Annotated in this window: 26 protein-coding genes; 13 read left to right on the top strand and 13 right to left on the bottom strand. The window is 60.3% G+C overall.

Annotation, left to right across the window (positions count from 1 at the left end; genetic code table 11):
* Window positions 1-4: 4 nt before the first annotated feature.
* From ACOYW1_RS31395 to ACOYW1_RS31350, 10 genes are all read right to left on the bottom strand, one after another.
* On the bottom strand, window positions 5-541 hold the full coding sequence (locus ACOYW1_RS31395) for an Hsp20/alpha crystallin family protein (RefSeq protein ID WP_482414622.1): 537 nt from the start codon (window positions 539-541) through the stop codon (window positions 5-7).
* Between the two features lie 64 nt (window positions 542-605).
* Complete coding sequence (locus tag ACOYW1_RS31390) at window positions 606-1,355, bottom strand: GvpL/GvpF family gas vesicle protein (protein ID WP_482414621.1); 750 nt, start codon at window positions 1,353-1,355, stop codon at window positions 606-608.
* Window positions 1,356-1,391: 36 nt separating this feature from the next.
* Window positions 1,392-1,613 (bottom strand): hypothetical protein, encoded by a 222-nt coding sequence (locus tag ACOYW1_RS31385; RefSeq protein ID WP_482421060.1) that lies wholly within the window; start codon window positions 1,611-1,613, stop codon window positions 1,392-1,394.
* A 114-nt stretch (window positions 1,614-1,727) separates the two neighbouring features.
* Window positions 1,728-2,675 carry a gas vesicle protein GvpN gene (gvpN, locus tag ACOYW1_RS31380; RefSeq protein ID WP_482421059.1) on the bottom strand — a complete coding sequence of 316 codons (948 nt, stop codon included), beginning with the start codon at window positions 2,673-2,675 and terminating at the stop codon, window positions 1,728-1,730.
* A gap of 68 nt (window positions 2,676-2,743) precedes the next feature.
* Entirely contained in the window at window positions 2,744-3,700 is a 957-nt protein-coding gene (locus tag ACOYW1_RS31375; RefSeq protein ID WP_482421058.1) for a hypothetical protein, read from the bottom strand.
* 124 nt (window positions 3,701-3,824) lie between these two features.
* Window positions 3,825-4,460, bottom strand: a complete 636-nt coding sequence (locus tag ACOYW1_RS31370) for a hypothetical protein (protein WP_482421057.1) — start codon at window positions 4,458-4,460, stop codon at window positions 3,825-3,827.
* Between the two features lie 288 nt (window positions 4,461-4,748).
* Window positions 4,749-4,964 carry a gas vesicle structural protein GvpA gene (gene gvpA, locus ACOYW1_RS31365; RefSeq protein ID WP_092209254.1) on the bottom strand — a complete coding sequence of 72 codons (216 nt, stop codon included), beginning with the start codon at window positions 4,962-4,964 and terminating at the stop codon, window positions 4,749-4,751.
* Window positions 4,965-5,149: 185 nt separating this feature from the next.
* Window positions 5,150-5,530, bottom strand: a complete 381-nt coding sequence (locus tag ACOYW1_RS31360; RefSeq protein WP_482414616.1) for a response regulator — start codon at window positions 5,528-5,530, stop codon at window positions 5,150-5,152.
* A 447-nt stretch (window positions 5,531-5,977) separates the two neighbouring features.
* Complete coding sequence (locus ACOYW1_RS31355) at window positions 5,978-7,399, bottom strand: sigma-54-dependent transcriptional regulator (protein ID WP_482421056.1); 1,422 nt, start codon at window positions 7,397-7,399, stop codon at window positions 5,978-5,980.
* A 24-nt stretch (window positions 7,400-7,423) separates the two neighbouring features.
* On the bottom strand, window positions 7,424-8,533 hold the full coding sequence (locus ACOYW1_RS31350) for a two-component system sensor histidine kinase NtrB (RefSeq protein ID WP_482414614.1): 1,110 nt from the start codon (window positions 8,531-8,533) through the stop codon (window positions 7,424-7,426).
* A 544-nt stretch (window positions 8,534-9,077) separates the two neighbouring features.
* On the opposite strand from ACOYW1_RS31350, the gene ACOYW1_RS31345 reads away from it, so the two are divergent.
* Window positions 9,078-9,962, top strand: a complete 885-nt coding sequence (locus tag ACOYW1_RS31345; RefSeq protein WP_482421055.1) for a tetratricopeptide repeat protein — start codon at window positions 9,078-9,080, stop codon at window positions 9,960-9,962.
* A 144-nt stretch (window positions 9,963-10,106) separates the two neighbouring features.
* Here the strand turns inward: ACOYW1_RS31345 and pyrF are convergent, their stop codons facing one another.
* Window positions 10,107-10,835, bottom strand: a complete 729-nt coding sequence (gene pyrF / locus ACOYW1_RS31340) for an orotidine-5'-phosphate decarboxylase (protein ID WP_482421054.1) — start codon at window positions 10,833-10,835, stop codon at window positions 10,107-10,109.
* 469 nt (window positions 10,836-11,304) lie between these two features.
* Here pyrF and ACOYW1_RS31335 point away from each other — a divergent pair, with 469 nt between their 5' ends.
* From ACOYW1_RS31335 to ACOYW1_RS31280, 12 genes are all read left to right on the top strand, one after another.
* A complete protein-coding gene (locus ACOYW1_RS31335) occupies window positions 11,305-12,642 on the top strand; it encodes an HDOD domain-containing protein (protein ID WP_482414611.1) in 1,338 nt (445 codons plus the stop codon).
* A 194-nt stretch (window positions 12,643-12,836) separates the two neighbouring features.
* Window positions 12,837-14,240, top strand: coding sequence for an L-seryl-tRNA(Sec) selenium transferase (gene selA, locus ACOYW1_RS31330; protein ID WP_482421053.1), 1,404 nt, complete (start codon window positions 12,837-12,839; stop codon window positions 14,238-14,240).
* On the top strand, window positions 14,237-14,812 hold the full coding sequence (locus tag ACOYW1_RS31325) for a D-sedoheptulose-7-phosphate isomerase (protein WP_482421052.1): 576 nt from the start codon (window positions 14,237-14,239) through the stop codon (window positions 14,810-14,812). The genes selA and ACOYW1_RS31325 overlap by 4 nt, the downstream gene beginning before the upstream one ends.
* Before the next feature lie 139 nt (window positions 14,813-14,951).
* Window positions 14,952-15,185, top strand: coding sequence for an FmdB family zinc ribbon protein (locus ACOYW1_RS31320; RefSeq protein WP_180137275.1), 234 nt, complete (start codon window positions 14,952-14,954; stop codon window positions 15,183-15,185).
* Entirely contained in the window at window positions 15,185-16,117 is a 933-nt protein-coding gene (gene hemC / locus ACOYW1_RS31315; protein WP_482421051.1) for a hydroxymethylbilane synthase, read from the top strand. Before ACOYW1_RS31320 ends, hemC begins: the two co-directional genes overlap by 1 nt.
* Window positions 16,114-17,631, top strand: coding sequence for a uroporphyrinogen-III C-methyltransferase (cobA, locus tag ACOYW1_RS31310; protein ID WP_482421050.1), 1,518 nt, complete (start codon window positions 16,114-16,116; stop codon window positions 17,629-17,631). The genes hemC and cobA overlap by 4 nt, the downstream gene beginning before the upstream one ends.
* A 250-nt stretch (window positions 17,632-17,881) precedes the next feature.
* Window positions 17,882-18,862 carry a GTP 3',8-cyclase MoaA gene (moaA, locus tag ACOYW1_RS31305; RefSeq protein ID WP_482421049.1) on the top strand — a complete coding sequence of 327 codons (981 nt, stop codon included), beginning with the start codon at window positions 17,882-17,884 and terminating at the stop codon, window positions 18,860-18,862.
* A 414-nt stretch (window positions 18,863-19,276) separates the two neighbouring features.
* Window positions 19,277-20,077 (top strand): 4Fe-4S binding protein, encoded by an 801-nt coding sequence (locus tag ACOYW1_RS31300; protein WP_482421048.1) that lies wholly within the window; start codon window positions 19,277-19,279, stop codon window positions 20,075-20,077.
* Between the two features lie 336 nt (window positions 20,078-20,413).
* Entirely contained in the window at window positions 20,414-21,103 is a 690-nt protein-coding gene (locus ACOYW1_RS31295; RefSeq protein ID WP_482421047.1) for a type 1 glutamine amidotransferase, read from the top strand.
* Between the two features lie 190 nt (window positions 21,104-21,293).
* On the top strand, window positions 21,294-22,667 hold the full coding sequence (locus tag ACOYW1_RS31290; protein ID WP_482421046.1) for a radical SAM protein: 1,374 nt from the start codon (window positions 21,294-21,296) through the stop codon (window positions 22,665-22,667).
* 277 nt (window positions 22,668-22,944) lie between these two features.
* Complete coding sequence (locus ACOYW1_RS31285; RefSeq protein WP_482414602.1) at window positions 22,945-23,289, top strand: CGGC domain-containing protein; 345 nt, start codon at window positions 22,945-22,947, stop codon at window positions 23,287-23,289.
* Between the two features lie 242 nt (window positions 23,290-23,531).
* Window positions 23,532-23,813: a Trp family transcriptional regulator gene (locus ACOYW1_RS31280; protein WP_246317699.1), complete on the top strand. Its 282-nt coding sequence runs from the start codon at window positions 23,532-23,534 to the stop codon at window positions 23,811-23,813.
* A gap of 199 nt (window positions 23,814-24,012) precedes the next feature.
* On the opposite strand, the gene ACOYW1_RS31275 is transcribed toward ACOYW1_RS31280, so the two are convergent.
* The gene (locus tag ACOYW1_RS31275; protein ID WP_482421045.1) at window positions 24,013-25,044 is read right to left on the bottom strand and encodes an ATP-binding cassette domain-containing protein; all 1,032 of its coding nucleotides are present in this window, start codon (window positions 25,042-25,044) and stop codon (window positions 24,013-24,015) included.
* Window positions 25,045-25,046: 2 nt separating this feature from the next.
* Complete coding sequence (locus ACOYW1_RS31270; RefSeq protein ID WP_482421044.1) at window positions 25,047-25,715, bottom strand: ABC transporter permease; 669 nt, start codon at window positions 25,713-25,715, stop codon at window positions 25,047-25,049.
* Window positions 25,716-25,735 lie beyond the last annotated feature (20 nt).

Here is a 25,735-nt window from a genome sequence, read left to right as displayed (position 1 = left end):
GCCTCTAATCCATGGTTAGGGTAATCTCCAGAATCCCGTTCTTGTACGTCCAGTTCATCCGGTCCTCCTGGGCCGACTCGGACAGCAGCACCTCCTTCTGGTACTCCCGGTTCTTGCCCTCGGCATGGATGGTCAGGATGTCGTCGGAAACGGACACCGAGATCTCTTCGGCCTCCACCCCCGGCATCTCCACCACCACCCGGACCTGGCCCTCCTCTTCAAAAAGGTCCGCAATGGGTTCGCGCACCTCCTCCACCACGGGCCCCTTGGGACTCTTTTTGATGTTGCCGAAGGACTGCACAACGGGGCTGCCGTCCTGCAGGGTCCGCACGTTGATGCCGTAGACCCCCCGAATGTCCTTGAGCCCCTTGATCTTGTCCAGGCTGCTCAGGTCAAACTCTCCGGTTCGCTTCTGGCCCTCGCCGGTCTCGGCCAGCTTGGCGGCGGCGTCGATGAGGTTGCCGAGTCCTTTCAAGAGCCCCCCGAAACCGAAATCTCCGTGGGCTTCCATCTTCCTGTCGGATCTTTCCTTGTCGCTCATTGCCTACCCCCGTGCCTTGCTGATGGTGCCTGATGACTCCCCGCTCCGTCTGCCGGGGCGACCATCACGCTTTGATTTCAATGTTGACGAAATGAAAGGGAGGCGCCGGGCCCACGTAGGCAAAGGCATAACGCCCCTCGTTTGCCTCGGCCAGCTCCTCCACCACATAGTCGAACTCCCGTTCCCGGGTCCGATCGATGAGGCAGGCCACGTTGCACACCATGGCCCCGGCCTGGGGCTCCTTGGCTTTGACGTCCACGGAGATACGCCGCAGGCGGTTCACCAGGGGCCAGCTCTCATCGGCTTTCTTCACGGCCAGGGCCTTCTCAACGGCCTTTCCCAGGGCCTCCTTGATCCCGGCATCGTCCCCTCCCCTGCCCCCAAGCTTATGTTTCAACTCTTTCACGGACGCATCGTCCCGATCGATCTCCTGAAACACCCCGGGCATCCCTTTCCAGTACGCCTTGATCCCCATCTCAATCTTGTTGTCCATGTCCCTGAGCAACCCCTTGAACTCGGCGTAGCGGTTTCGCAGAAGGGTCCGGATCTCTTCGGTGCTTTCGGCAATGGTGCAGAAGCGCACCGGCAAAATGGTGTACTCCTTCATCACCGCCTCGATCACCTTCTCATGGTGGGTCAGGTTCTCCCGGCTGATGACGTAGCGGGTCATGGGGGTGTTGCTGATCACCGCGCTGATGTCCTTGTACCCGATGGTGGTGACAACATCCTCCCGCCCCCCGATGCCCCTGGGCCCGAAGTTCCTGCCGTCGTTTTCACCCATGATGCAGTACACGTATTTGCCGTCCTGTCTCATGCCTCACCCCATATAGGAAGCGCAGATGGTGACCCGTCAGTACCCCAGTGGCATGGTCCGGATTCCGCTCTCGGGCCCCTGCTTTTCCGTCTGCTCCTCGTCCATCTGGTCCATCTCCTCCTCCACCCCGCTTCTCACCTCATGAATCTTGGCATCCAGGGCCGCCAGCTCGGCCTCGATCTCATTTATGCGTCGCAGCAGGTTGGCCCGTTCCTGCCGCAAACGGGTCCGGTGCTTGTCCAGCAGTAAAAAAAACATCTCAAGGTAACCCGACTGCACGGTGAAACTTGGCCGCGATGTTGTGCTTGATGGGGGTCCGCATGTTGCCGTAACTTCGGCGGTAGATGTCTTTTCCGTGCCGATGTTTTGCCATCACCCTCTCCCCTTGCCTTTGGCTTTGCCGTTGCAGTGCTTGTCGATGAGCTTGAAGAGTTCTTTGGTCACCTTCTCCTTGGTGGCCCGGCTTCCGATGCGGGTGGTCTCCGATGAGAGAATGTCCACACAGATCTGACGAAACGTTGAATCGTCCTTGTCCACGGAGGCCCCCAACACCCTGGCGGTCTTGGCGATCATCTGGCAACCCCGGATGGTGGGGGCAAACTCGAACACCTCCGAGTCCCGCAGGCCCCGGACAATGCCCACGATCTTTTTGGAGTCATCGTAGGAGACCCCCGAGCGGGAATGGACAATGCCCACCTCGGTCTCCTCGTCAAAGTAGTCAAGATCCAGGGTCACCATGCGATCCCGCAGGGCGTCCTGGCTGCGATGGACGCCTGCGTACTCTTCGGGGTTGCTGGTGAAAATCGCCGTAAAATCGGGGTGCACCTTGACGTAGTTGCTGTCCCCGTTGCCCGTGGTGGGAATGTCCAGCATCCGCTCCTGGAGCACGGAGAGCAGCACGTTGTTGGCCTCGGGGCGGGATCGGGTGAACTCGTCGTAAATCAGGGTAAACCCGTATTTGCAGGCCACGGTCAGGCGGTTGTCCACCCACTGCTTGCTCATGTTCTCCTCGGTTTTCAGCACCGAATGGATGAAGTTGTCCCGGACCTTGCTGATTCTGTATCCGTTTTCGCTGCCGATGAGGTTTGAAGTGGAGAACTCCTCGTCCCCGTGGATCAGGATCAGGGGGCGTTCCAGCTTGGCGGCGATGTGAATGGCCAGGGTGGTCTTTCCGGTGCCGGAAATGCCCCGAAGGTGAACGGGAAACCCTGCGGTGATGTACCCCAGGGCCCGGTCCGCCACACCTTTGATGTAGGGCGTCTCCACAAAATCGGACATGGAACGGGGCTCAAGGACGGTGGTGGGGTGAGCTATGGACATGGCACTCTCCTTTGCACAGGCACCACCTCATGGGGATGACGATGGCGCACAAAATTGAATTCTCGCCATCACTCGGAAACGTAGAGGGCCCCCTCTTTCCGGATCGTTCCGGCATCCTGAAGGTCTCGCATGATGGGAATGAGCATCCGCCACTGCCCGATGCCAAGGATCTCTGCGATCTGGGTCATCTTCAGCCCGTCCGGATGGGCCGAAAGGGTCTCAGTGATCTCGGCCTTAAGCCGGCCCAGGTCTCCGGTCTCTCCCTCGGCGGCCGCTGAAGAGGCCCCCGCCCCATCTGCCTGTGTCCCGCCCTTCGTTTTGCCTTTGCCCTGGCTCTCCCGGGCATGCCGCTCTAACACCGAGGTAATTTTGGTCAAGACCCCCTGCCAGGCAGCGGCCACCTCCTGGTGCTCCGTTCGCACCGTGTCCAGAAAGTCCTGCACACCGGCCTTTCGCTCCTCTTCAAAAGCCTTCAAGCCTGATTTGCGGGCACGCTCCATGGCTTCCCGGGTCTTGGCAAGCCCTCCGAGAAAAGAGCGGATCTCTCCCCGCATGGTGCCCACATCGTCCCGCCTGCTCTTGATCTCCTGGACGCGGCGGGTCAAGTCCTTTTTGGACTGGGACCCAAAGGCCTTGGCAAACTCGGCCAATTCCGACTTCAGGCTCTCGCCCATGGCCCGGTGCGCCCCCTCCAGGCCCTCCAGAAAACTGCGGGTCTCGGCCTCCATCTGCCGCATGTCCGCCCGGAGGGCATCGATCTGCGCCATGCGATCCTGAGACGCATCCTCTGCCCCTTTCTGGCGCTTCTGGTCCTTCTCCCCGAGCTCATCGGTGAACTGCTTCAACCCCGCCTTCAGATCCTGCCCCATTTCAAACCGATGTTCTGCCAGGGATCCGAGCAGCTCTGCCGTCCCCTTTTTGATGTCGGAAAACTCCTGCTGCATTTTTTCCCTGAAGAGATATCGCAATTCGTAAGCCTGTGCGATCTCCTCCCCCAACCGATTGAAATCCTGGGTTGTTGACATGATACCCTCTCCATGGACTGCCGACCCAAAGGACACCCGTTGCTCAGCGTCCCTTGCGCGTGTTGTTAAATACTTCCGACCGCACCGGCATTACGCCGCCCGGCACAGACCGGGGCTCCTCCCATCAACTGCTCAGACGGGCCACCTGCTGCCACTGCCCCTGGACGCGGCATCGCATCCGGTCAAAGTCGTCCAGAAAGGCAAAAAGCGTCTGGTTTGTCTCGCTCTGCTGTGCCCTGATCGCCTTGAGCATGGTCTTCAGGTCCTTCACCTTCACCTCGCCCCCCTTGTCCAGGAGCTTGCGCAGGCCGATTTTAAGTTCCACCTGCTCCACCTGAAACCGCTTCAAGATGCCGATCACCTCCAGTTCCCGTTCTTTCTGCCGGGACAGAATCTCTTCGCGGATGAACTCCACATCCTCAAGGGGGGTTGCGCACCCGTTGCTGATGATGTGACGCAACCGCTCGATCACCTCCTCTTCTTCCGTTCGAAACCGAATCAGGTGACCTGCGGCCTCTGTTTCGATCCGATGGTGCCGGTCCAGGACATCCCCCACCATGGCATCAAAATCCTTGCGCCTCAGGCTGCGGGAGGAGGCCAGGTTGGACCGGACCTCGGCCACCATGGCGGCCAGGTCGGACCGGTAGGTCACCAGCACCTCGTGGGCCTGTGCCATCAAGGCACACACTGTCTTGACGCGCCCTTCATAGGAATCGATGATGCTCTCCGCCAGTTGCCTCAACTCCTCACCGGTGCCCATGCGCCCACCTTTTTCCATGATCTTATGTTCAAAAACCGTCAATAAATCGGACAATAACCAGAATGGTTTGGCTCCGCGGGGTATTGTCGGATTGATTGACGGTTTTTTTAAATGGCGCCGTCCCTTTTTTGGGGGGCCTTTTGCAGCCGCCCGGGGATCGGTCCCATCCATTGCCATCAACACCCGAGATACCAGATATGCTTAAGGTTCGCGTCGTGATCAAAGGGGCGCTGAAAGGCGCCTTCGATGCCCTCAAGGATACCTGCCGATCTCACCTCCGCGTTGATGTTAGGCTGTTGTGGTCGCCGTTGCCGTCAGGCCAACGGCCTCGGCATACTTGAGGTAGGTGTCCACACCGGCAAGAACGACCCGGGCCTCCACTGCCAACAGCTCGATACCCACCAGGGAAACCCTGGCCCAGGCATCCACGACCACACCCTTGTCAAGGATCCGGTCCACAACTTCCACAAGGCTTGACGATGCATTGGTTTTTTCAACTGCCATGGCTACACTCCTTTGTCGTAAGGGTAAGTAACAATGCGGTCTCATCACAAACCAACCGCCGGACTTGCCTGGAACCGCGGAAAGTTGCCCGCCGTTCCGCTGTCCAGCACCCGGCCGCCCTGCACCGGATGCTGAAATCTCGTCTTCATTAAAACCTCCCCGGAGAGTCCGGTCCCCTCGGCTCCTTAGGCCTGGTTCACGGCCTCGGGCTTCATCCCCGGCTGGCCATTGAGGGCCATACGGCACTGACCGATAAGCACATGCATGTCGAAGGGCTTTTCAAGAAACGCAAAGGCCCCTTTGCTCAAAAACCCCTCTTTCACCTCCCGGGTCCCGAACCCGGAAATGGCGATGACCGGGCGGGTGTACCCCCTCTCCCGAAGCCTTCGGAGCACACTCAGCCCGCTCATGTCCGGAAGGCGATAGTTCAAAATCACCAGCGCTGTCTCGGGGTGGCGGCCCCACTCTTCCAGAGCCTCGCCGCCGCTCAGGGCCGCCTCCACATGAAACCCTGCGGCATCAAGGATATTGGCGACCACCCAGAGCAACTCGTCCGAATCTTCCACAAGCAATATCAAGGGAGGTTTTTCATTCATTTTTCATGGCTGATATTTTTATTTTTAATTAACAAATTGTTGAATATTGGCTACGCATTACATCAAGTTAATGCAACTTGCGTACCACCACCCGCCATCACGAAAAATGCCCGAAAATCAGGGTTTCGGGCATTCTGCCCCCCGTTCGGGGAAGGGCACCCGCACCCCACACCGACACCCCCGGTTTCACGGCAACGGAAACAGCCCGGAACCCATTGCCGGAAAACCCATACAAAAAGGCCTTTTGTTCACAGGGGTTACACCCTGCACCCGCCCCGCGCGCAATCTGTGGCAGGCCTGACTCTCATGGGGCACCGGTGCCATAACACGATGGGATCGGATGATGCGGATGAGTATCCGTAGAAAGAAGTAAAAAAACAGATGTGAAAAGGAGATATGGTGACAGAACAGGTGAGGTTAATGGCCCGTACCGCCCAAGCCATGGGATTTGAGTTTGCGATATAGGGTTTTGTAATCGATCTTCAACCGGCGTGCAGCCTCTCGCTTGTTGCCCCGGCTCTGTTTTAAGGTTTCCCGGATGATCTCTTTCTCCCAGAGGCCCGAGACATGCTTGATGGCATCGGTGAGGGAGCGGCCCCCCAGGCTTGTGGCCGGAACCGGGAACGCGGCAGGGGCCATCACCTCGTCTTCGGCATGAAGCGCCAGGCACCCCGGTTCGATGAGCTGCCCTTCGCAGATCAGGGACGCCTGGCGTACAATGTTCTTTAATTCGCGGACATTGCCGGGCCAGTCATGGGCAAGCAGGGCCTCCATGGCCTCGTCGGAAAACCCCATGACCTGCCTGCCGTAGGAGCGTTTGCGGTTGCGGTTGAAAAACCGTTTCGCAAGATAGGGGATGTCCTCCTTGCGCTCCCTCAAAGCCGGGACCCGGATGTAAAACTCCTTTAACCGGTAATACAGGTCTGAACGGAAGCGCTCGCTGTGACGGTCCTGGTCCAGGGCCTGGTTGGTGGCCGCCACAATCCGTATCTGAACTGGCTGGGCCCGCTTGGCTCCCAGCCTCTGCACGCAGCGCTCCTGCACCGTTCTGAGCAGCTTCTGCTGGGCCCCGTAGGGGAGGCACCCCACCTCGTCCAAGAACAGGGTGCCGTCCTGGGCCAGCTCGAAAAAACCCGGCTTGTTCTCCTGGGCACCGGTAAAGGCCCCCTTCATGTACCCGAAGAGCTCGCTTTCGATGAGGGTCTCCGGGATGGCGCCGCAGTTCACCGCCACAAAAGGTCCCTCTTTCATGGGGCTCAGGGCATGGATGGTCTGTGCCACCAGCTCCTTGCCCACCCCGCTCTCCCCTTCGATGAGCACCGTCAAATCGCTGGCCGCTACCTTCTCCACCTTCCAGGCCAGGGTCTGTACCGCATGGCTCCGCCCCATGGTCTCAAACAGGGGGTTCTCCCCGACGCACCGCCCGGCCCCGGGCAGGTTACGGTTTAAAATATCCGCGTGCTGCAGCGCCTCCTCAATGAGGTAAAGCAGGTCGTTGTTGTTGACCGGCTTGGTCACGTAGTCGCGGACCCCGATCTTCATGGCCTTCACCGCGGTTTTCACCTCGGAGTAAGCGGTCACCATAATAATGGGAAGGGAGGGGTACTGCCGATACAGGCACTCGGCAACGGCTATGCCGTCTTGTCCGGGCATCCTCTGGTCGAGAAGCACCAGGTCCGCCATGTCGTCGTTTAACAGCTTCAGGGCATCGTCCCCGTTGGGGGCCTGCCTCACGTCGTACCGCGCAAGGGAAAGCACATTGGAGATGGCCCAGCGAAAGTCCTGGTCATCGTCCACCACCATGATCTTTTTCTGCATCGCCTCTGTGGGGTTGTTCATCCAGCCTCCCAGTCTCCGTTCCTGTTACGGTTTCCCGATGGGCAGCAAAATGGACATATCGGTGCCGTGCCGAGCGTCTCCGCTGATGCGTATCTGCCCGCCATGCTGTTTGATGATGGCATGGGAAATGCTCAGCCCCAGGCCTGTGCCGTTGTCTTTGGTGGTAAAAAACGGATCGAACACCTGCTCCCGATACTCCTCGGGAATCCCCGGCCCGTTGTCGATGACGTTGACCTCCACCATGTTTGCCGTTTTCACATGCCGCGTGGTGAGGGTCACCCGCCCCTGGTGCGCCACGGCCTGAAACGCGTTCAGGGTAATGTTCAAAAAAACCTGCTCCAGCTTTTCCCTGTCCCCCACGATCCGCGGCAGGTTGGGATCTGCCTTGAGGCAGGTCTGAATCCTCCCCTGACCGGCCTCAAGGCGGGCCATCTTCACCACATGGGCCAGAAGCGCGTTCACGCTCAGCCGTTTCCAGTCCAGGTTGGACGGCTTGGCAAAGGAGAGCAGCTCTTCAATCAGGCGGCTTGCCTTCTGGCTGTTGCGATAGATCACCTTCAGGTTCTCCGCCAGCGGCCTTTCGATGGTGAGATTTTCGATGCTGAACTGGGCACAGGAGCTGATCACCGCCAGGGGGTTTCGCAGCTCGTGGGCAAGCCCGGCGGACAGGTGTCCCAGGGCAAGGAGCTTCAGGGACTGACGCTTGAACTCTTCGGTGCGGCTCTTTTCCGCCAGGGCCACGCAGGCCCCCATGAGCCCTGAGGGCCCCCGGCCCGATGATTGAAAGAGGCTGATGGCCGCCTCCACGGGAAAGACGGTGCCGTTTTTCTTCACCGCCGTCATCTCCCGAATCGCCTCTCCCGTGGGCCCAACCCCACTGCGCCACTTGCCAAGCCCCCCCTTGAGGATAAAAAACCGATCCAGCTTTGCCCCCAGCACCTCCTGTGTCTCCCCATACCCCCACAGCCTCAGAAAAGCGGGGTTGACGTCAAACACGGTCCCTTGGGAATCGGCGAAAAAGACCGCATTGAGGGAGTGGGCCAGGGCATGCTCCTTTATCCTCAGGGCGCAGGCCAGGCGATGGCACTCCAGTACCTTTTCCTTGAGCATGTCTCGCTGGTCAGGTCGTTTCATGGCACGCCTGTTCATCATAGGTCGGATAAGGCGGGGATATGGTCTTCCTGTGCCCATGCAAGGGGTGTGGCACGGAAAAGAACCCGCGACCACAGCCCGTCTACCGGGGTGGGTGATGGTCTTCGTTGAGTCGGAGAGAAAGCAGGTCACGATACGGGCAAAGGAGCCAGGATGGACGCGGTGTTTCAGGTTTGGGGCCAACGGGCAGGATCACGGCCATGGGCCACCAAAATAACCACCGCAGCAAATTGCTTTACATTACACCAAAAACAGCTATAATGTCAATTATTTATACGACAAAACCCCATAGTATCCCACGCACCGCCGGATGCCCGCACGCCTCCGACCTCTCCTTGACAGCCTTTGCACCCCCGATCTATAGAATAGCCATCCCTGAACGCAGGTTCAGGCTCCAAGGGCAAGGGAGGGTGCCGCGTCCCCTGAACGGAGGAGGCCCCCCGTTGCAGGCTCCCGACAAGCCTACCATACCGCCCGAACGGCTCCCCGGGCCCCGTGGGAAGCCCTCACAACCCGAGACGTGACCATGAAACAACTTTTCTTCACCCTTATGGCCCTCATACTGCTCGCTGCCCCCACGTCAGCCCGGGCCAAGGCCCCCGTGTCCTCCCGGCCCTCCCAGGCAGCCGTGGCACAAAAAGATACGGGGAACCGCCACTTCAAGGCCGGTCGCTACATGGAGGCCGTCGCCAGCTACACACAGGCCATCAAAGCCTCCCCAGACTATTTTGAAGCGTATTACAACCGGGGGCTGGCCTGGCACAGCCTGAAACTTTTTTACAAGGCCATCGTGGACTTCGACCGCGCCCTGGAACTCCGGCACAACGACCCGGACGTTCTCTACTCCCGGGGGCTTGCCTACGAAAAGACCGGCCAGTTCGGACTGGCCCTTTCCGATATGCAAAGCGCCGCCGGCAAAAAGAACAGGCTGGCAAAAGACCACTTGAAGGACGGTGAACTCAAGCGCAAAGCCGGTTCCATGTCCCGGAAGGACAAGGCCATCGAGCTCCTGGCCGAGGGGATCTCGGGGACGGCGGGCGCCCGGACCACCCGCACCACCCTGACCCACAATCTGTATGGCGGTAAAACCACCACCACGGTATTTTCCAAGGGAGATCCCCTCTACGACGGCCCGGAGGGCATCTTCAAGCAACTCAACCACTTCAACGAAACCGGCGTTCTCAGGCGCAGCGACACCTTTCACCACGCCCTGTTCAGCACAAAAAACAACCGAAACAAAACCATCACCCACTTCAACGCCCAGGGGGACTACACCCTCATGGAGTATCACCTCACCGGCAAAAAACTGGGCAACGTGGAGCTCTTCTACTACGGAGAGAAGGGCGACCTCATCAGGTCCGAAACCGTCTCCCTCGCCAGGTATCACGCCATGGAGCTCAACACCCCGTGACCCGAAGCTGTCCACGCCTTGCGCATGAAATATCTCGGGCAAGGCGCCTAAACGATAAAAGCCCGATCCGCATGATGCGGGTCGGGCTTTATGTGTCCGAAGCGAAGATATCTTTCGACCCCATGGGGCCCATGGCAACCGGGATCAGGGCCGTGCGGCAAGCCCCTCGGCGATCTCTTCGGCCACCTTGTCCGCGGCCGCCGCAGGGTCGGCAGCGTCCCGTATGGGCCGCCCGATGACAAGGTAGTCGGACCCGCCCGCCATGGCGGCGGCAGGGGTCATCACGCGCTTCTGGTCGTCCGCGCCCGTGCCTTCCCAGGCCGGGCGAATGCCCGGTGTCACCGTGTAAAACCCGTCGCCCGCGGCATCGCGAATCACGCCAGCCTCATGGCCGGAGCAGACCACGCCAGCACACCCGCAGGTGTGGGCCATCACCGCACGCTTGACCACGAGCTGCCTCATGTCGTCGGCATACTGGGGCAGAAAACCTGACTTGCGGATGTCCTCGGCCCCCACGCTGGTGAGCACCGTGACCCCCAAAATCCCCACCTTGCCCTGGCTGCCGGCCACCGCGCCTCTGAGCATGGCCTCGGACTCCCCGCAGTGCACCGTCAGAAACCGCACGCCGAGATCGGCCACGCGGGCCACGGCCCGCTCCACCGTCACGGGAATGTCATGGAGCTTCAGGTCCAGGAAAATATCCGCATTCCCCGCCTTGCGGACCTTCTCCACAATGGACGGCCCGCACTCCAGGAAAAGCTCCAGCCCGATTTTAAACAACCCCACCTTGCCGGAGAGCAGGGTGGCATACGCCAGCGCCTCTTTCTCCGACGGGAGATCCAGAGGAAAAATGATTCGATCGTGGGAACCCAAGGGCGCCTCCTTACCTTCATGTTGATTGCGGTCATTGAACAATAAAAAACCACGGCTGTGTCCATGGTCACAGGGGGTATACCCTATTTCTCCCACAGGATAAAGCATCAAAATCGTTTGGCATCACCCCTCCGGCAGCCCCCCGCCGGGACCGTGGTCCGCACACCGGAGCATAGCCCTTCGAAAACAATGAAAAAACAGTGAGTTTAATGCCTTTTGGGTTGCAATACACCAAGCAAAGTGCTACCTCTTTTCTCTCAACAGCGCTTGAAAAGCCGGGAAGGGACCTTTTGCACCCACCAGGGTGAGCAACCACTCACTTTCGAGGACGCTGGCTAGTACGGTGCCCCCCTCTCCGAGCCCGATCCGGTCCTTTGCCCGAGCGCATTCCGGTTGAACAGGCACCCGACATGGCAAGGGCCTTGTTCACCACACTTGGGAACGACCCCTTGCAAGAGAGTCTCTCCGTATGACCTACTACCAGAAATATCATGTTCCGGCAGGAACGTTCCAGGTAAACGCCCGAAAACCCCTCATTCTCCAAGCGTACCTCAACTCCTGTGTCGGGGTCGCCCTCTTTGATGCCGAAGCCGGCATCGGGGGCCTCTACCACATCCTCCTGCCCGAGCCCGTCTCCCACAAATCCGAGTACAACCGGGAAAAATACGCCGCCACCGGCCTGCCCCTGTTTCTGGGAAGTCTCGTCCGCGAAGGGGCTGACATCTCCCGCCTCCAGGCCGTCATCGCCGGAGGGGCCCTGGCAGGAAAGGTCAGCAACCAGGACATCCGCCTCGACATCGGCGGGCGCACGGCCGAGGTGGTCAAAGAGGTGCTGGGCAAACACGGCATCAAGGTGGCCCTTTCTGAGACCGGCGGTTTTTTTACCTGCTGCCTCAACTTCAACCTGGAGACCTTCGACTACGAAGTGATCCCGGCACTCCTCTCCGACGAGCAGGAAGCCGATGACACCACCCACGGCCGCATCTCCCGACTGGACGACATCCAGCCCATCCCCCAGGTGGCCCTGAAGATCCTCAGGATGATCGATGAGGACATCTACGACATCCACAACCTCTCCCAGGAGGTAAGAAAAGACCAGGTGATCAGCGCCCAGGTCCTCAAATACTGCAACTCAGCCGTGTTTTGCGGGCAGGGGGGCATCGACTCCATCGACGATGCCCTGCTCATCATCGGCCAGGCCGCCCTGGCCAAAATCGTCACGGCCATGGCCGTAAAAAAACTGCTCAACAACAGCTACACCGGCTACTCCCTGGCCAAGGGCGGCCTGTACCACCATGCCATCGGCGTGGCCCTGGTGGCGGAAAAAATAGCCTCTTTAAGCGGCAAGGCCTCCCCCTTTGCCGCCTACTCTGCAGGTCTCACCCACGACCTGGGCAAGGTGGTCCTGGACCAGTTCGTCTCCGGCGCACGCCCCTTCTTTTACCGGGAGATCATGGGTGAAAACGACCTGGTGGAGACGGAGAACCGGCTCCTGAAGACCAACCACACCAAGGCCGGGCTCAAGCTGGCCAAAAAATGGGACCTGCCCGCCTCCATCGCCAACACCATCCGCTACCACCACTGCCCGTGCGAGGCCGAAGCCCACCGGGAACTGGTGACCATCATCTCCGTGGCCAACTCCCTGTTCCACATGTTCAGCGCCAGCCCCAGCCTCCATAAGGTGGACATGAACTCCCTGTCCCGCAGGCTGGAGCTTCTGGATATGTCCATCTCGGACTTCCCCGCCATCGTGGACGCCATCCCCCACCAGGTGCTTTCCGGGAGCCCGGAACTGGCCATTACCTGACCCCTTGCAACGCCCCCCTTCCCGCGGGGAAAAGCATTTGCCGAGGCAGACCTTTTGAGATACAAAGAAGGGGTTTGGCAGAACTGATGAAACCATCTCCGGCCCTGCGGGCTCCCTGTCGTCCCTGTCCCTTGAGACCCGGATACGGGAAGCCGCACCACGCCGCATCCCACTATATTTTTAGGTAGTCAAAAATGGAATTACGGGACACTCAGAAACAGCTGCTTCGCGCCCTGCCGGGTGTGGATACCCTCCTTGACGCCCTGACGGCAGAGATCCCTTCAGAAACGGTGCCCCGAAGCGTCCTCACGTCGTCGGCCCGGGAAGCCCTGGAAGCCACCCGTCGCGCCATCTTCACCGGGGCAGACCCCACCGTGGACCTGGCCTCGGTGCTCACCCTGGCCCATGAACTCATCGCAAAAAAAATGCGCCCCAACCTCACCCGGGTGGTCAACGGCACGGGCGTGGTGGTCCACACCAACCTCGGACGGTCCCTGCTGGCCGAAGAGGCCCTGGACCGCATCAAGGCCGTGGGGGACCGCTACTCCAACTTAGAGTTCAACCTGGCCACCGGAAAAAGGGGCCTGCGCTATTCCGCCGTGGAGGAGCTGATCTGCGAGATCAGCGGGGCGGAGGCGGCCATGGTGGTGAACAACAACGCAGGGGCCGTGCTCCTCTGCCTGGATACCCTGGTCAACGGCAAAGAGGCCGTGGTCTCCCGAGGGGAGCTGGTGGAGATCGGCGGGGCCTTCCGCATCCCCGATGTCATGGCCAAAAGCGGGGGCATATTAAAAGAGGTGGGCACCACCAACCGCACCCACCTCCGGGACTATGAAAACGCCGTCACCGATGAGACCGGCCTCTTTCTCAAGGTCCACACCAGCAACTACAGCATTGTGGGCTTTACATCGGCGGTCTCCGTGGCCGAGCTGGCAGCCCTGGGCAAAGAGCGGGGCATCCCCGTCATGGACGATTTGGGCAGCGGCACCTTTGTGGACTTCGGACAATACGGCCTGCCCAGCGAGCCCACCGTGCAGCAGTCGGTGAAAGCCGGGGCCGACATCGTCACCTTCAGCGGGGACAAGCTATTGGGCGGTCCCCAGGCCGGGATCATCGTGGGCAGCAAGACCCACATCGACGCCATCCGCAAGAACCCGCTGACCCGCGCCCTGCGCATCGACAAACTCACCCTGGCCGCCCTGGAGGCCACCTTGCGCCTCTACCGGGACGAAGCCGAGGCCGTGGCCAAGATCCCCACTCTGCGCATGATCACCATGGACAGGGAAGAGACGGAAACACGGGCCACGGCCCTCATGGAGGCCCTGTCAAGCCTTCCCGTCACCACCGAGACCCTGGCCCTTGCCTCCCGACCCGGCGGCGGCTCCCTGCCCCTTCTGGAGCTGCCCTCCTGCTGCGTGGGGCTCACCGTCCCCGGCATGGGGGCCAGTGCCCTGGAAAAGGCCCTGAGAGAAAACGAGCCGCCCGTCATCGGGCGCATTGAAAACGACACCTTCATCCTCGACCCCCGAACCCTGCAGGAGGGAGACATCCCCCTCATCGCAGGCGCCCTAAAGACCCTTGTGGAGGCCCGCCCATGATCACCATCATCAACGACACCCTTCAGGCCAGCATTGAGACCAAAAAGTCGGCCATCGCCGAAAACGGTGAGCGCCTGGTTAACGCTGCAACCCTCATGGCCGAAAGCCTCACCGCCGGAGGAAAGATCCTTCTCTTCGGCAACGGGGGCAGCGCCGCCGATGCCCAGCACATCGCCGCCGAGTTCGTCAACCGGTTCCAGACCGAACGGGTCCCCCTGGCCTCCATCGCCCTGACCACGGACTCCTCCATCCTCACCAGCATCGGCAACGACTACAGCTTTGAGGAGATCTTCTCCAAGCAGGTCACCGCCCTGGGACAGATCAACGACGTGGCCATCGGCATCAGCACCAGCGGCAACTCACCCAACGTGGTCAAGGCCCTTGAAGCCGCCGAAAAAAAAGGCATGCACACCATTGCATTCACCGGCAAAGGGGGGCGCGCCGCCGACATGGCCGACATCGCCCTGACCGTGCCCGTGGGGGTCACCGCGCGCATCCAGGAGAGCCACATCCTCATGGGCCACATCCTCTGCGACCTGGTGGACCGGATCCTCTTTCCCGAAAATTTTTAACGACACCGTTTGCCATCCTGCCCCAGGGTGCTTATTGTGTGTCGTACCCGAAAAACCCTGAACTTAAGGACAGGCCCGTCCGATGCGTCTAAACGCCCGGCCTGAGGGGCCATAACCCGAATAACCATGAGGTGAGACCATGCCCATTTATGAATACAAGTGCGGTGCGTGCAGCCACGAGTTCGAGTACCTCGTCATGGGAGGAAAAGACCCGGAGAGCTGCCCCAAATGCGGCGACAAAAACGTTGCCAAACTGATGTCCCGCTGCGGATTCGTCAGCAAGGGAGCCGGGGGTGAAATCTCCTCCTCATCGGCTTCCGGCTCTTCCTGTACCGGCTGCACAGCCACAAGTTGCGCGGGGTGCGGTTCCTGATGGAAAATAAAATTGTCATCGGCACCCGGGGGAGCCAGCTGGCCCTCTGGCAGGCCAACTGGGTCAAATCTGAACTGGAACGACTCCACACAGGGGTCACCTGCGAGCTCCTCGTCATCAAAACCAAAGGGGACAAAATCCTCGACGTGCCCCTGGCCAAGGTGGGGGGCAAGGGCCTTTTTGTCAAAGAGATCGAAGAGGCCCTTTTGGACGGCCGCATCGACATGGCCGTCCACAGCATGAAGGACATGCCCGCAGACCTCCCCGAGGGCCTCAAGATCGGTGCCATCCCCGAACGCGAAGACCCCAGGGACGCCCTCATCTCCAAAAACGGCCTCACCTTCGAGAACCTGCCCCAAGGCGCCCGCGTGGGCACCAGCAGCCTCAGGCGCTCGGCACAGCTCCTTGCCAAGCGCCCCGATCTTCAGATCGAGACCCTGCGCGGCAACATCGACACCCGCCTTCGGAAAGTGACGGAAGGCGACCTGGACGCCATTATCCTGGCAGCCGCAGGCCTCAAGCGCCTGGGGCTCGGTGAGCACATCACCGAATGCCTGGCACCGGAGCTCATGCTCCCGGCCGTGGGCCAGGGCGCCCTGTGCATCGAATCCCGGGAACAGGACGACCGCATCGACGCGGCCCTTGCCCCCTTGAACCACATGCCCACACGGGTCACGGTCCTTGCCGAGCGCGCCTTTTTGAACACCCTGGAAGGAAGCTGCCAGATCCCTGTGGGCGCCTTTGCCGAAACCGACGGCAAAGACGTCACCATCCGCGGCCTGGTGGCCGAAGTGGACGGATCCCGCATCCTCATGGAACAAGAGACCGCCGAAAATGCTCAAGGCCAAGCCCTGGGCGTCACCGTGGCAGAGCGCCTCAAAGAGGCCGGCGCAGCAGATATCCTTACGAGACTCCTGGAGAACCAAGCATGAGCAAGACATACGGAACCGTCTATCTGGTGGGCGCAGGACCCGGAGACCCCGGCCTGATCACGGTCAAGGGCCGAGAGTGCATCGAAAAAGCCGACGTCCTGGTCTACGACTACTTGGCCGCCCCCTCCCACCTGGCCCACGCCAAAAAAGATGCGGAAATCATCTACGTGGGCAAAAAGGGCGGAGACCACACCCTGAGCCAGGACGGCATCAACGCCCTTCTGGTGGAAAAGGCCAAAACAGGGGCCACCGTGACCCGTCTTAAGGGAGGCGACCCCTTTATCTTCGGACGCGGCGGCGAAGAGGCCGAAGTCCTCATCAAAGAAGGCATCAACTGGGAGGTGATCCCGGGCGTGACCTCGGCCATTGCGGCCCCGGCCTACGCAGGGATTCCCCTGACCCACCGCAAGTTCACCGCCACCTTGTCCCTGGTCACCGGCCACGAAGACCCGGAGAAGGAAAACTCCAACATCGATTGGGACGCCATCTCCAAGTCGGGCACCATCGTCTTTTTCATGGGTGTGAAGAACCTGCCCAACATCGTGGAAAAGCTCAGCGCCTGCGGAAAGCCTTCGGACACCCCCGTGGCCCTGGTCCGGTGGGGCACCACCACCCGCCAGGAGACCGTTGCCGGCACCCTGTCCACCATTGTGGAAGATGTCAAAAAAGCAGGGCTCAAGTCCCCCAGCATCATCGTGGTGGGCGATGTGGTTTCCCTGCGCGACACCATGACATGGTTTGAAAACCGCCCCCTCTTCGGCAAGCGCATCGTGGTTACCCGCGCCCGCAAGCAGGCAAGCGGCCTCACCACCCGCCTCATGGAACTGGGTGCCGAGTGCCTTGAGGCCCCGGCCATCGAGATCGAGCCCATCAAAGACTCCGCAGCCGTAAACGACGCCCTGGCCACCCTCAAGGACTACGACTGGATCGTCTTTACCAGCGTCAACGGGGTCACCACCTTTTTTGACGAGCTCTTCGCAAAAGGCCTGGATGCCCGGGCCCTGGGTGGTCTTAAAACCGCCTGCATCGGCCCCTCCACCGCCGCCGAGCTGAAAAAATACGGCATCGGCACCGATGTCCTGCCCGACAGCTACGTGGCGGAATCCGTTGTGGAGGCCTTCAAGGACCAGGAGATCCAGGGCGCAAAGATCCTGCTCCCACGAGCCGAAGAAGCCCGCCCGGTCATCCCTGTGGAACTCACCAAGATGGGGGCCACAGTCAACGAAGTGGCCGTCTACCGCACAACCATGGACACCACCTCCACCGAAAAAGTGGCCGAAGCCCTCACCAACCGAGAAGTGGACATGGTGACCTTCACCAGCTCCTCCACGGTGAGAAACTTCGTCTCCATGATCCCGGACGGCGACCTCTCCCTCATGGAGAACGTCACCGTGGCCTGCATCGGCCCCGTCACCGAAGAGACCGCCAAAGAGCTGGGCCTTACCCCCCACCTCGTGGCCGACACCTTCACCATCGACGGCCTTGTGGACACCATCGTCGGTGCTGCCGAATAAAACGAGGTGAGCCACCTCGAAAGCGGATTACTGCGGCGCTGTGCCCTTCGTTCTCAAGGCACAGCGCCGCAGCTTTTCATATCCGCCTTTGCATCGAAATGCATTCAAGAAAGATGCTTAAAGCCTATCCTCCCCTTGCCACCTGAATTATTCCTGCTACAATCAACATCCGGATTTACCGTACACCACGCCGGTGGCCGCCTCCATGGGCACCCCCCGGCCATGACCCCATAATAAAAGGCTCGTTGCCATGACACACACACTCACCGACAGCTATGACCGAACCATCGACTACCTGCGTATCTCCGTCACGGACCGGTGCAACCTGCGGTGCAGTTATTGTGTGCCCCCCACCCCCTTTGCCCACATGGACCACACGGACATCCTCTCCTATGAAGAGCTGATCCGCCTTGTGCGCATCGGCATCTCCCTGGGGATTCGAAAGGTGCGCCTCACCGGGGGAGAACCCTTTGCCAGAAAAGGACTCATCGGGTTCATCCGGGAGCTTGCCGCCCTGGAAGGCCTGGAAGACCTGGCCGTGACAACCAACGGGACCCTCATTGCAGATGAGATTCAAAACCTGAAGGAGGCCGGGCTCACCCGCATCAACATCAGCCTGGACAGCCTCAAGCCCGAACGGTTTGCCCGCATCACCGGAAAAGACCTCTTTGCCGAGGTCAAAAAAAGCATCCAGGGCGCCCTGGACGCGGGCCTTGCCCCGGTGAAAATCAACACCGTGCTGCTGGACGGGACCAACGGCGACGAGCTGGAAGATTTTGCCCGCCTCACCTTCGATCACCCCGTGCACATCCGGTTCATCGAGTACATGCCCATCGGCAAAGGGTCCGGTCCCGACCACAGCGAACTCCTTGCGCCTGCCATCACCCGCCGCCTCCAAGCCCTTGGCACACTGATCCCTGTGCCAAAAAGCCCCCACGATGGCCCGGCCAGGCGCTTCAGGCTGGACGGCGCCAAAGGGGAGATCGGCCTCATCAGCCCCATGACCAACCACTTCTGCGCCACCTGCAACCGCCTGCGCCTCACCGCCGACGGCCACCTGCGCCCCTGCCTCCTCTCCGACGTCACCGTGAACCTCAAGGACGCCCTGCGAGGCTCCGCCGACGACGCCACCCTGGCCGCCCTCTTCCGCCATGCAGCCGGTATCAAAGGCAAGCGCCACGACCTTTCGGCCAATGGAGTTCAGGACATGATGTCCTCCATCGGCGGATAAAAAAACGTTACTATTCAGCTGATGCCTCCGGCGGCCCTGCCGGGGGCCAAACTTTTAAAAAGTTTGACAAACAGGTCTTAAGCAAGCCTTTCCAGGCTCCGCCGAAATAATTTCCACTTTTTCGCCATTACAAACGTTTTTTGTGGAGCTTTTTTTCAAAAAAACGACCCGCCGGAGGCAAGCTGAATAGTTACTAAATTTCACGTGCTATCTCCATGACAAGCCCACCAGAACGTGATACACCAAATCCCGGAAACATAAGGGCTTGATGAACCAACCGGAAACGCCGAACCACGATGACCTTTCCGTATGCAGCCCGCAGCACCTGAATCACCATGGCCCTGCGGTGCGTGCATGGTCTCCGGTTCCCTCGAGCCCAACGCGTATCACCTGTTTTGACCATGGAGATTTTCAATGAACATCACGACAGCACATCTCATCTGCTACTCCCCCACCCGCACCACCTTCACCACCCTGGAGCACATCGCCAAAGGGCTGGACGTGACCGAGACAAAAAGCCTGGACCTGACCCGGCCCACCGAAGCAAAGGCCCCTTCGATCGCCATTGAAGACGACATCGCCGTCATCGGAGCCCCGGTCTACTCCGGCCGCATTGCCCCGGTGGCCGTGGAACGCCTCAAAGGCATCCGCGGAAACGGCACTCCGGCCGTCGTCGTGGCTGTCTACGGCAACCGTCACTACGACAACGCCCTTTTTGAACTCAAGACCCTTGCGGAAAACGCCGGGTTCAAGGTGGTGGCAGCAGCCGCCCTCCTGGGCGAGCACACCTTCTCCACCCAGGAAAAGCCCATTGCCCAGGGCCGCCCCGATGACAAGGACAAAGCCGCTGCAGCAAGCTTCGGTGCCGACGTGGCAGACAAGCTGAAAGGACTTTCTGATCTCTCGGCCATGGCCCCCGTCACCGTCCCCGGAGAGCTCCCCGAAGGCCCCTACGGCGGCCCGGGCAACATCGCACCGGACTGGAAGGCCTCGGCCTGCGTCCTGTGCGGCCTCTGCGCCCAGGCCTGCCCCACCGGCACCATCACCGTGGACAAGACCGTCACCTTCGACCCCTCCCGCTGCACTGTCTGCTGCGCCTGCGTCAAGACCTGCCCCAAAGGGGCCCTGGCCTTCAATCAGCCCAAGATCGCCCACATCGCAGGGGTCCTTCACCAAAACTGCCGACAGCGGCGTGAACCTGAGCTCTTCCTGTAGAAGATAAAGCCTCCGGCGGCGAGGTGGAGCCTCCTCGAAAGCAGATTGCCCTTGCGCTTTTTCAGATAATTGTTCCGTTGCCTCCGGCGGGTCGCTTTTTTGAAAAAAAGCTCCGCAAAAAACTTTTCTAATACACCCGTGCGTCGTTTTGATCGCCCCCGAAGGGCGATCAAAACGACGCACGGGTTCGAAAATATCGAAATTATTTCGGCGGAGCCTGGAGCTGATGATTTAGGACCTGTTTGTCAAACTTTTTAAAAGTTTGGCCCCCAGCAGGGCCGCAGGAGGCTGTTTTTTTCCTGCGATTTTCACCATAAAAGGCACCATGGAGCCATCATGAGAGTGCATTACCTGCAACACGTCCCCTTTGAGGGCCTGGGAAGTATGGAAGCTGTTCTCACCGCGGCCGGGCACAGTTTAACCGCCACGCACCTGTACCGCGACGAGGTGTTGCCCGATCCGTCGGCCTTAGATCTTCTCATCATCATGGGCGGGCCCATGGGGGTTGGCGATGAAAGCGTCTATCCCTGGCTTGCCCCGGAAAAGCGCTTTATCAAGGCGTCCGTGGACCAGGGCAAAAAGGTCCTGGGCGTCTGCCTGGGGGCTCAGCTCCTGGCCGAGGCCTTAGGGGCCGAGGTCACGAAAAATCCCCACCGGGAGATCGGCTGGTTTCCCGTCACCCGGGACCCGGCCCTTTCCGGCACCTGCCTTGGCGACATTTTTCCTGAGCAGGCCGAGGTCTTTCACTGGCACGGGGACACCTTTTCTGTCCCCCACGGGGCCGTTGCCGTGGGCTCAAGCCAGGCGTGCAGGCACCAGGGGTTTCTCATGGGCAACCGGGTCCTGGCCCTGCAGTTTCACCTGGAGACCACCCCGGACTCTGCTGCCCGGCTCATCGAACACTGCGGACACGAGCTGGAGGCCCTTCCCTACGTGCAGAACGAGGCCGAGATGCTGGGCCAAGCGGAACGCTTTGAGGCCATCAACCGCATCATGAGGGGAATACTCCGCGCCCTGGGAGCCTGATTCGCGAATACTCCCGGTCTTCGCCCCTCAGTCCGGTCACATGCTCATTATTTTTGACCGAACCCCTTGACTTCTTTTCCTCATAAGGAGAGCATTCTTATCAACCCGGAGATCCCTTGAGGGTGTCTTCGGTCCCCCCACCTGTCCGAGCTGGTTGCCACACATCACGCATCCGTCACAGGAGACAACGATGGGTCTTTCGGAAAATCGCAAGGCTTTATTGGTGGAAGGAAACCGAAAAGAGTACGGCAGAAGTTACGCCGCCCTTTCCTGGGTGACGCCGGAGCAGGCAACCGCCGGGGAGGCCAGTCGCGACGCCCTCATGGACAAAATCCACGACCTGGGCGGAGAGATCCTCGCTTCAGGGACCAAGGTCGCTGCCCCTCCGCTCTCCCCGGGATGCCGGGCCTGCATGCAGGGGACATGGTCCTGTCTCTTTGTCAACGGCCGGTGCAACGGCAGGTGTTTTTACTGCCCCACACCCCAGGATGAGGTGGGGAGCCCCACCACCAACCACCTTGCCTTTGCCTCCCCGAATGATTACGCCGCCTACGTGGATGCATTCGGCTTCTCCGGCATGAGCATCAGCGGGGGCGAGCCCTTCCTCACCTTTGAGCGGAGCCTGGCCTATATCCGGGCCGTGCGCGAGCACCTCGGCCCGAAAATCCATATTTGGCTCTACACCAACGGCACGCGCGTGACCCGGGAAAAGTTGAAAGCCCTGGCTCAGGCGGGCCTGGACGAAATCCGCTTTGACATCGGGGCCACCAACTACGCCCTGAAGAAAACCGCCATGGCCAAAGGGATCATCCCCACCGTCACCGTGGAGATCCCCATGATCCCGGAGGAGACCTCCCGGCTGAAGGCCCTCCTGGCCCCCATGGCTGAAGCGGGCGTCTCCCACCTCAACCTCCACCAACTGCGCCTTACGCCCCACAATATCCGTCACCTGGCCCTTCGGGACTACACCTTTCTCCACGGCAGCCGGGTCACCGTGCTGGAATCGGAGCTGGGGGCCCTGGAGCTGGTACGCCATGCCCTTGAACTGGGCCTTCCCATGGGGGTCAACTACTGCTCCTTTGTCTACAAGCAGCGTTTTCAGGAGGCCGCTGCCCGAATCCGTGCCGCCGAAGCCCTGTGTGCGCCGTGGGAGGCAGTAACGGCCAACGGATACATCCGAAACTTCGCCATTGCCGGGGCCAACAACACCGTGGGTTCTCTGGAGGCAAGCCTGGCCGACGCCGGTCATGGGGGAGCCTTTACGCGCACCCCCGAGGGCCTTCACCTGCCTGCGCACCTTGCACCACACACGCCCGATAAAAACACGACCTGCCGGGTCTCCTACGAAGAGGCCGCCTTAAGCCCCATGCCTTTAGGAAGCCCCGGAGAAAAAGAGATGCATTTCGGCTCATGCATGGTTTACGCCCAGCGAAAACCCCGCAGTCCCTCGCTCATCCTTCCTAAAAACGTCTCATGCCACGACCCCATGGAGAGGATTCTCGAAGGCTGGGCCCCGGCCGCACCATTTGAGGCCATTCCCCATGGGCTCCTTTCCTACTTTTAAAAAACAGCCTCCGGCGGCCCTGCCGGAGCCGAAACTTTTGAAAAGTTTGACAAACAGGTTTCATTTTTTTGGGGCGCGTCGCAACCGTTCATAGCCCTTTTATTTTTCCGTTTTACCGACAAGTTTTTGCGGAGCTTTTTTCAAAAAGCGACCCGCCGGAGGCAACTGAATTGTTGCATGCGTTGGCCCTGGAGTGCCCTGCCAGGGGACTTGACACCCCTGGGTTCATCCCCTATGATTCGGCGCAATAACTACAATACCTTAAAAGGAGTAAAACATGAAAAAGGCGATTGTTGTAGGATGCGGCTCGTATCTGGATTCTGGCTACGGATGCCCCGGTGAATGGCGATGTCTCAAGGCAGGTGCCATGGGCGACGGCAAATTCGAAGAGCCCACCCAGATCATCGGGTTTGTGAAATGCGAATGCCCCGGACGTTCCGCAGCACCCAACGTCGGCATGACCATCAAGCTCTCCGGTGTCAAGCCCGACGCCATCTTCCTGAGCAGCTGTATGGTGGGCGCCAAGCCCGACTGCCCCTACTCCACCCCGGAAGAAAAAGCCAAGTTCATCGAAGAAAAAACCGGTGTTCCCGTCATTTTAGGCACCCACGACTACAAATAAGGGGTGTTTGAGGAGCCACACGGCAAGGCCCTTGTTCGGCCATGCTGCTTGTCCCCAGCCCCACCCGCCGCGCGCCCTTTGGCGTCGATGCCGCTTCCCGTCGGCCCTCGACATCGCCACAAGGGTGCGCCGCAGGTTCTGTATCTGCTGCCTTCCAGGCCGTCATGTTTCTTTTTACAGAAACACCTTCTCTGTGATATAACCCCATTTCAATCGACCTTTGACCTTACCCTTGGAGCGACATGATGAAAGAGGCCTACGACGAATTATTGAGCGTGCTCGCAGAGACCACCGACCTGGAAAAGGTGCGCGCCTTCCTTGACGACATCCTCACCCCCAAGGAGCGCTCGGATCTTGCCATGCGATGGCAGCTCATGGTGGAACTCCATCAGGGACAGACCCAGCGAAGCATCGCCAAACGCCACAACATCAGCCTCTGCAAGATCACCCGGGGCTCCAAGATCCTCAAGACCGAAGACTCCTTCACCGCCAACGCCCTCAAAAAACGCCACCCCAAAGAGTAGTCCACGCCTCCGGCAACTTTGCCGTCGGCCGTCGTTTGCCGACTTTTATGCGATGTGCCTGGCTTGATGCACAGGCCATGCTTTTACGCGCGCCGCCATCTCGACCGTGGAGGCAGAGCCTCCGTGCGTCATTCCAAGGCAGAGCCTGGGAACGAAAGGTCCCCTGATACAGACTCGGTATTCAACACGGGGAAGCCCGTCAGCAAATGCGCAGGGCGAGGAACGAGCCCCAAGACGTCCGATCATAGCCACTGGACGGATGAAAGGGGATAGGAGACGCGGACGGTGCGGCCCGGTTCCGGGAGCTGGTGGGGAGGGCAAGAGAGGGTAAGGGGAAATCCGGCGCCGATGAGGGTAACCCGAGCGCCTGTCCGGCCTTTTTCCAGGGCGGTTTCCCGCACCTCGGCGTCGAACCCGGCTTCGTGATCCCCCTCTTCCGCCCCCATGCGAAGGCACCGCTCGGGGATAGCGGCCACGGCATCGGCCGACGGGGGTTCGGGAAGGGCAATGGTCCCTTGCCCTGTGCCGGCAACCCACGCGCCGGAGGCAGGGTCTTTGGCAAAGGGACCGAAAAGGAGAAGGCCCATCTTTTCGGTGACACGTCGCCCCCGAAAGAAAAAGAGGACTTCGTCGCTGACGCTGTCGAGCCAGGCGCATCGTGGCTGGTGAGTAAGGTTTTTCCGGGCTGGGCGGCAAAGGCGAGGATGGCCTGATGGATAAGAAAGGAGCTTGCCGCGTCCACGCTGGCCGTGGGCTCGTCTAAGATCAGCACCTCAGGATCCAGGACCAGGCGGGCTGCAAGGGCCACCCTCTGGGCTTCGCCGATGTCGGTGTCGCCTGCGCCGTGAAACCACTGGATCAGGAGCAGCACGGGCAAGGGCCGAGCAGCCTTCTGGGCCGCGTCGGTGGTCTGTTGTTGAGGAAGGCGGTCGGCGCACAGTTGTTCAAAGACGCTGCGATCCAGCGGAAAGGGGGTCTGGGGCATGAGGGTCACGCGGTGGCGGACGGTCGGGGAAAAGGGGTGCTCTTCCCGACCTTCAAAAAGGACCCGACCTTCATCGGGTCGCTCCACAAAGGCCAGAAGGCTCAGAAGGGTGCTCTTGCCGCTGCCGTTGGGCCCGGCAATGCCCGTGACCCGGCCTGCGGGAATGGTAAACGAACACCGATCCAGGGCCCTGGACGCACCGAAACACCGGGACACCTCTTCCAGCTGATACAAAGGCGCTTGCATGCCTACCTCCTGAAAACCGACACGCTGACATTCACCACCAGGGCGATGCTGAGCAGCACCAGTCCCAGGGCGATGCCCTCGGCGAACATGCCCTTGCCCGTTTCCAGGGCAATGGCCGTGGTGATGGTGCGGGTGTGCCATTTGATGTTTCCCCCCACCATCATGGAGATCCCCACCTCGGTCATCACCCGCCCCATGGCCGTCATGGCTGCGGCCACGATGCCGTAGCGCACTTCCCACAGGGTGGTGAAGAAGAGCTGGCGCTTGTCGGCCCCCAAAGAGACCAGGGTGAGCCGCATGCCGTTGTCCAGATTGTCCAGAGTTGCCGCAGTGAGGGCGGTGATGACGGGAAGGGCCAGAATGGTCTGGCCCACGGAGATGGCGGGAATCGTGAAAAGAAGGCCCAACCCGCCCAACGGCCCCCGATTGGAGAGGAACGCATATACCAGCAAGCCGATGAAGACTGTCGGAAGGGCCAACATTGTATCCACGATGGTGCGCGCCGTTTTTTTTCCCCGGAACTCACAGTATCCGAGGAAAAACCCGGCGGGCACCCCGATGAAAAGGGACATGCCCATGGAGAGAAAGGCTGCCTTGAGGGTGGTGGTGACCGCCGAAAGGGTCTGGGGGTCTGCCTGAATCGGCAAGGCCGGACCGATAAAAACCGTCAACGAGAAAATCCACCGCCCCT

The sequence above is a fragment of the Desulfoluna sp. CYM3A genome, assembly GCF_056829965.1.
This window is presented reverse-complemented; position numbering and strand designations above follow the sequence as displayed.

What these genes read in the sequence shown, in the direction of transcription:
- ACOYW1_RS31295 (WP_482421047.1), top strand. Translation starts at nt 20,414, where the DNA reads ATGAGAGTGCATTACCTGCAACACGTCCCCTTTGAGGGCCTGGGAAGT.
- ACOYW1_RS31300 (WP_482421048.1), top strand. Translation starts at nt 19,277, where the DNA reads ATGAACATCACGACAGCACATCTCATCTGCTACTCCCCCACCCGCACC.
- ACOYW1_RS31280 (WP_246317699.1), top strand. Translation starts at nt 23,532, where the DNA reads ATGATGAAAGAGGCCTACGACGAATTATTGAGCGTGCTCGCAGAGACC.
- ACOYW1_RS31325 (WP_482421052.1), top strand. Translation starts at nt 14,237, where the DNA reads ATGATCACCATCATCAACGACACCCTTCAGGCCAGCATTGAGACCAAA.
- ACOYW1_RS31385 (WP_482421060.1), bottom strand. Translation starts at nt 1,613, where the DNA reads ATGTTTTTTTTACTGCTGGACAAGCACCGGACCCGTTTGCGGCAGGAA.
- ACOYW1_RS31335 (WP_482414611.1), top strand. Translation starts at nt 11,305, where the DNA reads ATGACCTACTACCAGAAATATCATGTTCCGGCAGGAACGTTCCAGGTA.
- ACOYW1_RS31275 (WP_482421045.1), bottom strand. Translation starts at nt 25,044, where the DNA reads ATGCAAGCGCCTTTGTATCAGCTGGAAGAGGTGTCCCGGTGTTTCGGT.
- gvpA (WP_092209254.1), bottom strand. Translation starts at nt 4,964, where the DNA reads ATGGCAGTTGAAAAAACCAATGCATCGTCAAGCCTTGTGGAAGTTGTG.
- ACOYW1_RS31320 (WP_180137275.1), top strand. Translation starts at nt 14,952, where the DNA reads ATGCCCATTTATGAATACAAGTGCGGTGCGTGCAGCCACGAGTTCGAG.
- ACOYW1_RS31390 (WP_482414621.1), bottom strand. Translation starts at nt 1,355, where the DNA reads ATGAGACAGGACGGCAAATACGTGTACTGCATCATGGGTGAAAACGAC.
- ACOYW1_RS31290 (WP_482421046.1), top strand. Translation starts at nt 21,294, where the DNA reads ATGGGTCTTTCGGAAAATCGCAAGGCTTTATTGGTGGAAGGAAACCGA.
- ACOYW1_RS31285 (WP_482414602.1), top strand. Translation starts at nt 22,945, where the DNA reads ATGAAAAAGGCGATTGTTGTAGGATGCGGCTCGTATCTGGATTCTGGC.
- ACOYW1_RS31355 (WP_482421056.1), bottom strand. Translation starts at nt 7,399, where the DNA reads ATGAACAACCCCACAGAGGCGATGCAGAAAAAGATCATGGTGGTGGAC.
- ACOYW1_RS31345 (WP_482421055.1), top strand. Translation starts at nt 9,078, where the DNA reads ATGAAACAACTTTTCTTCACCCTTATGGCCCTCATACTGCTCGCTGCC.
- moaA (WP_482421049.1), top strand. Translation starts at nt 17,882, where the DNA reads ATGACACACACACTCACCGACAGCTATGACCGAACCATCGACTACCTG.
- selA (WP_482421053.1), top strand. Translation starts at nt 12,837, where the DNA reads ATGGAATTACGGGACACTCAGAAACAGCTGCTTCGCGCCCTGCCGGGT.
- ACOYW1_RS31375 (WP_482421058.1), bottom strand. Translation starts at nt 3,700, where the DNA reads ATGTCAACAACCCAGGATTTCAATCGGTTGGGGGAGGAGATCGCACAG.
- cobA (WP_482421050.1), top strand. Translation starts at nt 16,114, where the DNA reads ATGAGCAAGACATACGGAACCGTCTATCTGGTGGGCGCAGGACCCGGA.
- hemC (WP_482421051.1), top strand. Translation starts at nt 15,185, where the DNA reads ATGGAAAATAAAATTGTCATCGGCACCCGGGGGAGCCAGCTGGCCCTC.
- ACOYW1_RS31395 (WP_482414622.1), bottom strand. Translation starts at nt 541, where the DNA reads ATGAGCGACAAGGAAAGATCCGACAGGAAGATGGAAGCCCACGGAGAT.
- ACOYW1_RS31370 (WP_482421057.1), bottom strand. Translation starts at nt 4,460, where the DNA reads ATGGGCACCGGTGAGGAGTTGAGGCAACTGGCGGAGAGCATCATCGAT.
- gvpN (WP_482421059.1), bottom strand. Translation starts at nt 2,675, where the DNA reads ATGTCCATAGCTCACCCCACCACCGTCCTTGAGCCCCGTTCCATGTCC.
- ACOYW1_RS31350 (WP_482414614.1), bottom strand. Translation starts at nt 8,533, where the DNA reads ATGAAACGACCTGACCAGCGAGACATGCTCAAGGAAAAGGTACTGGAG.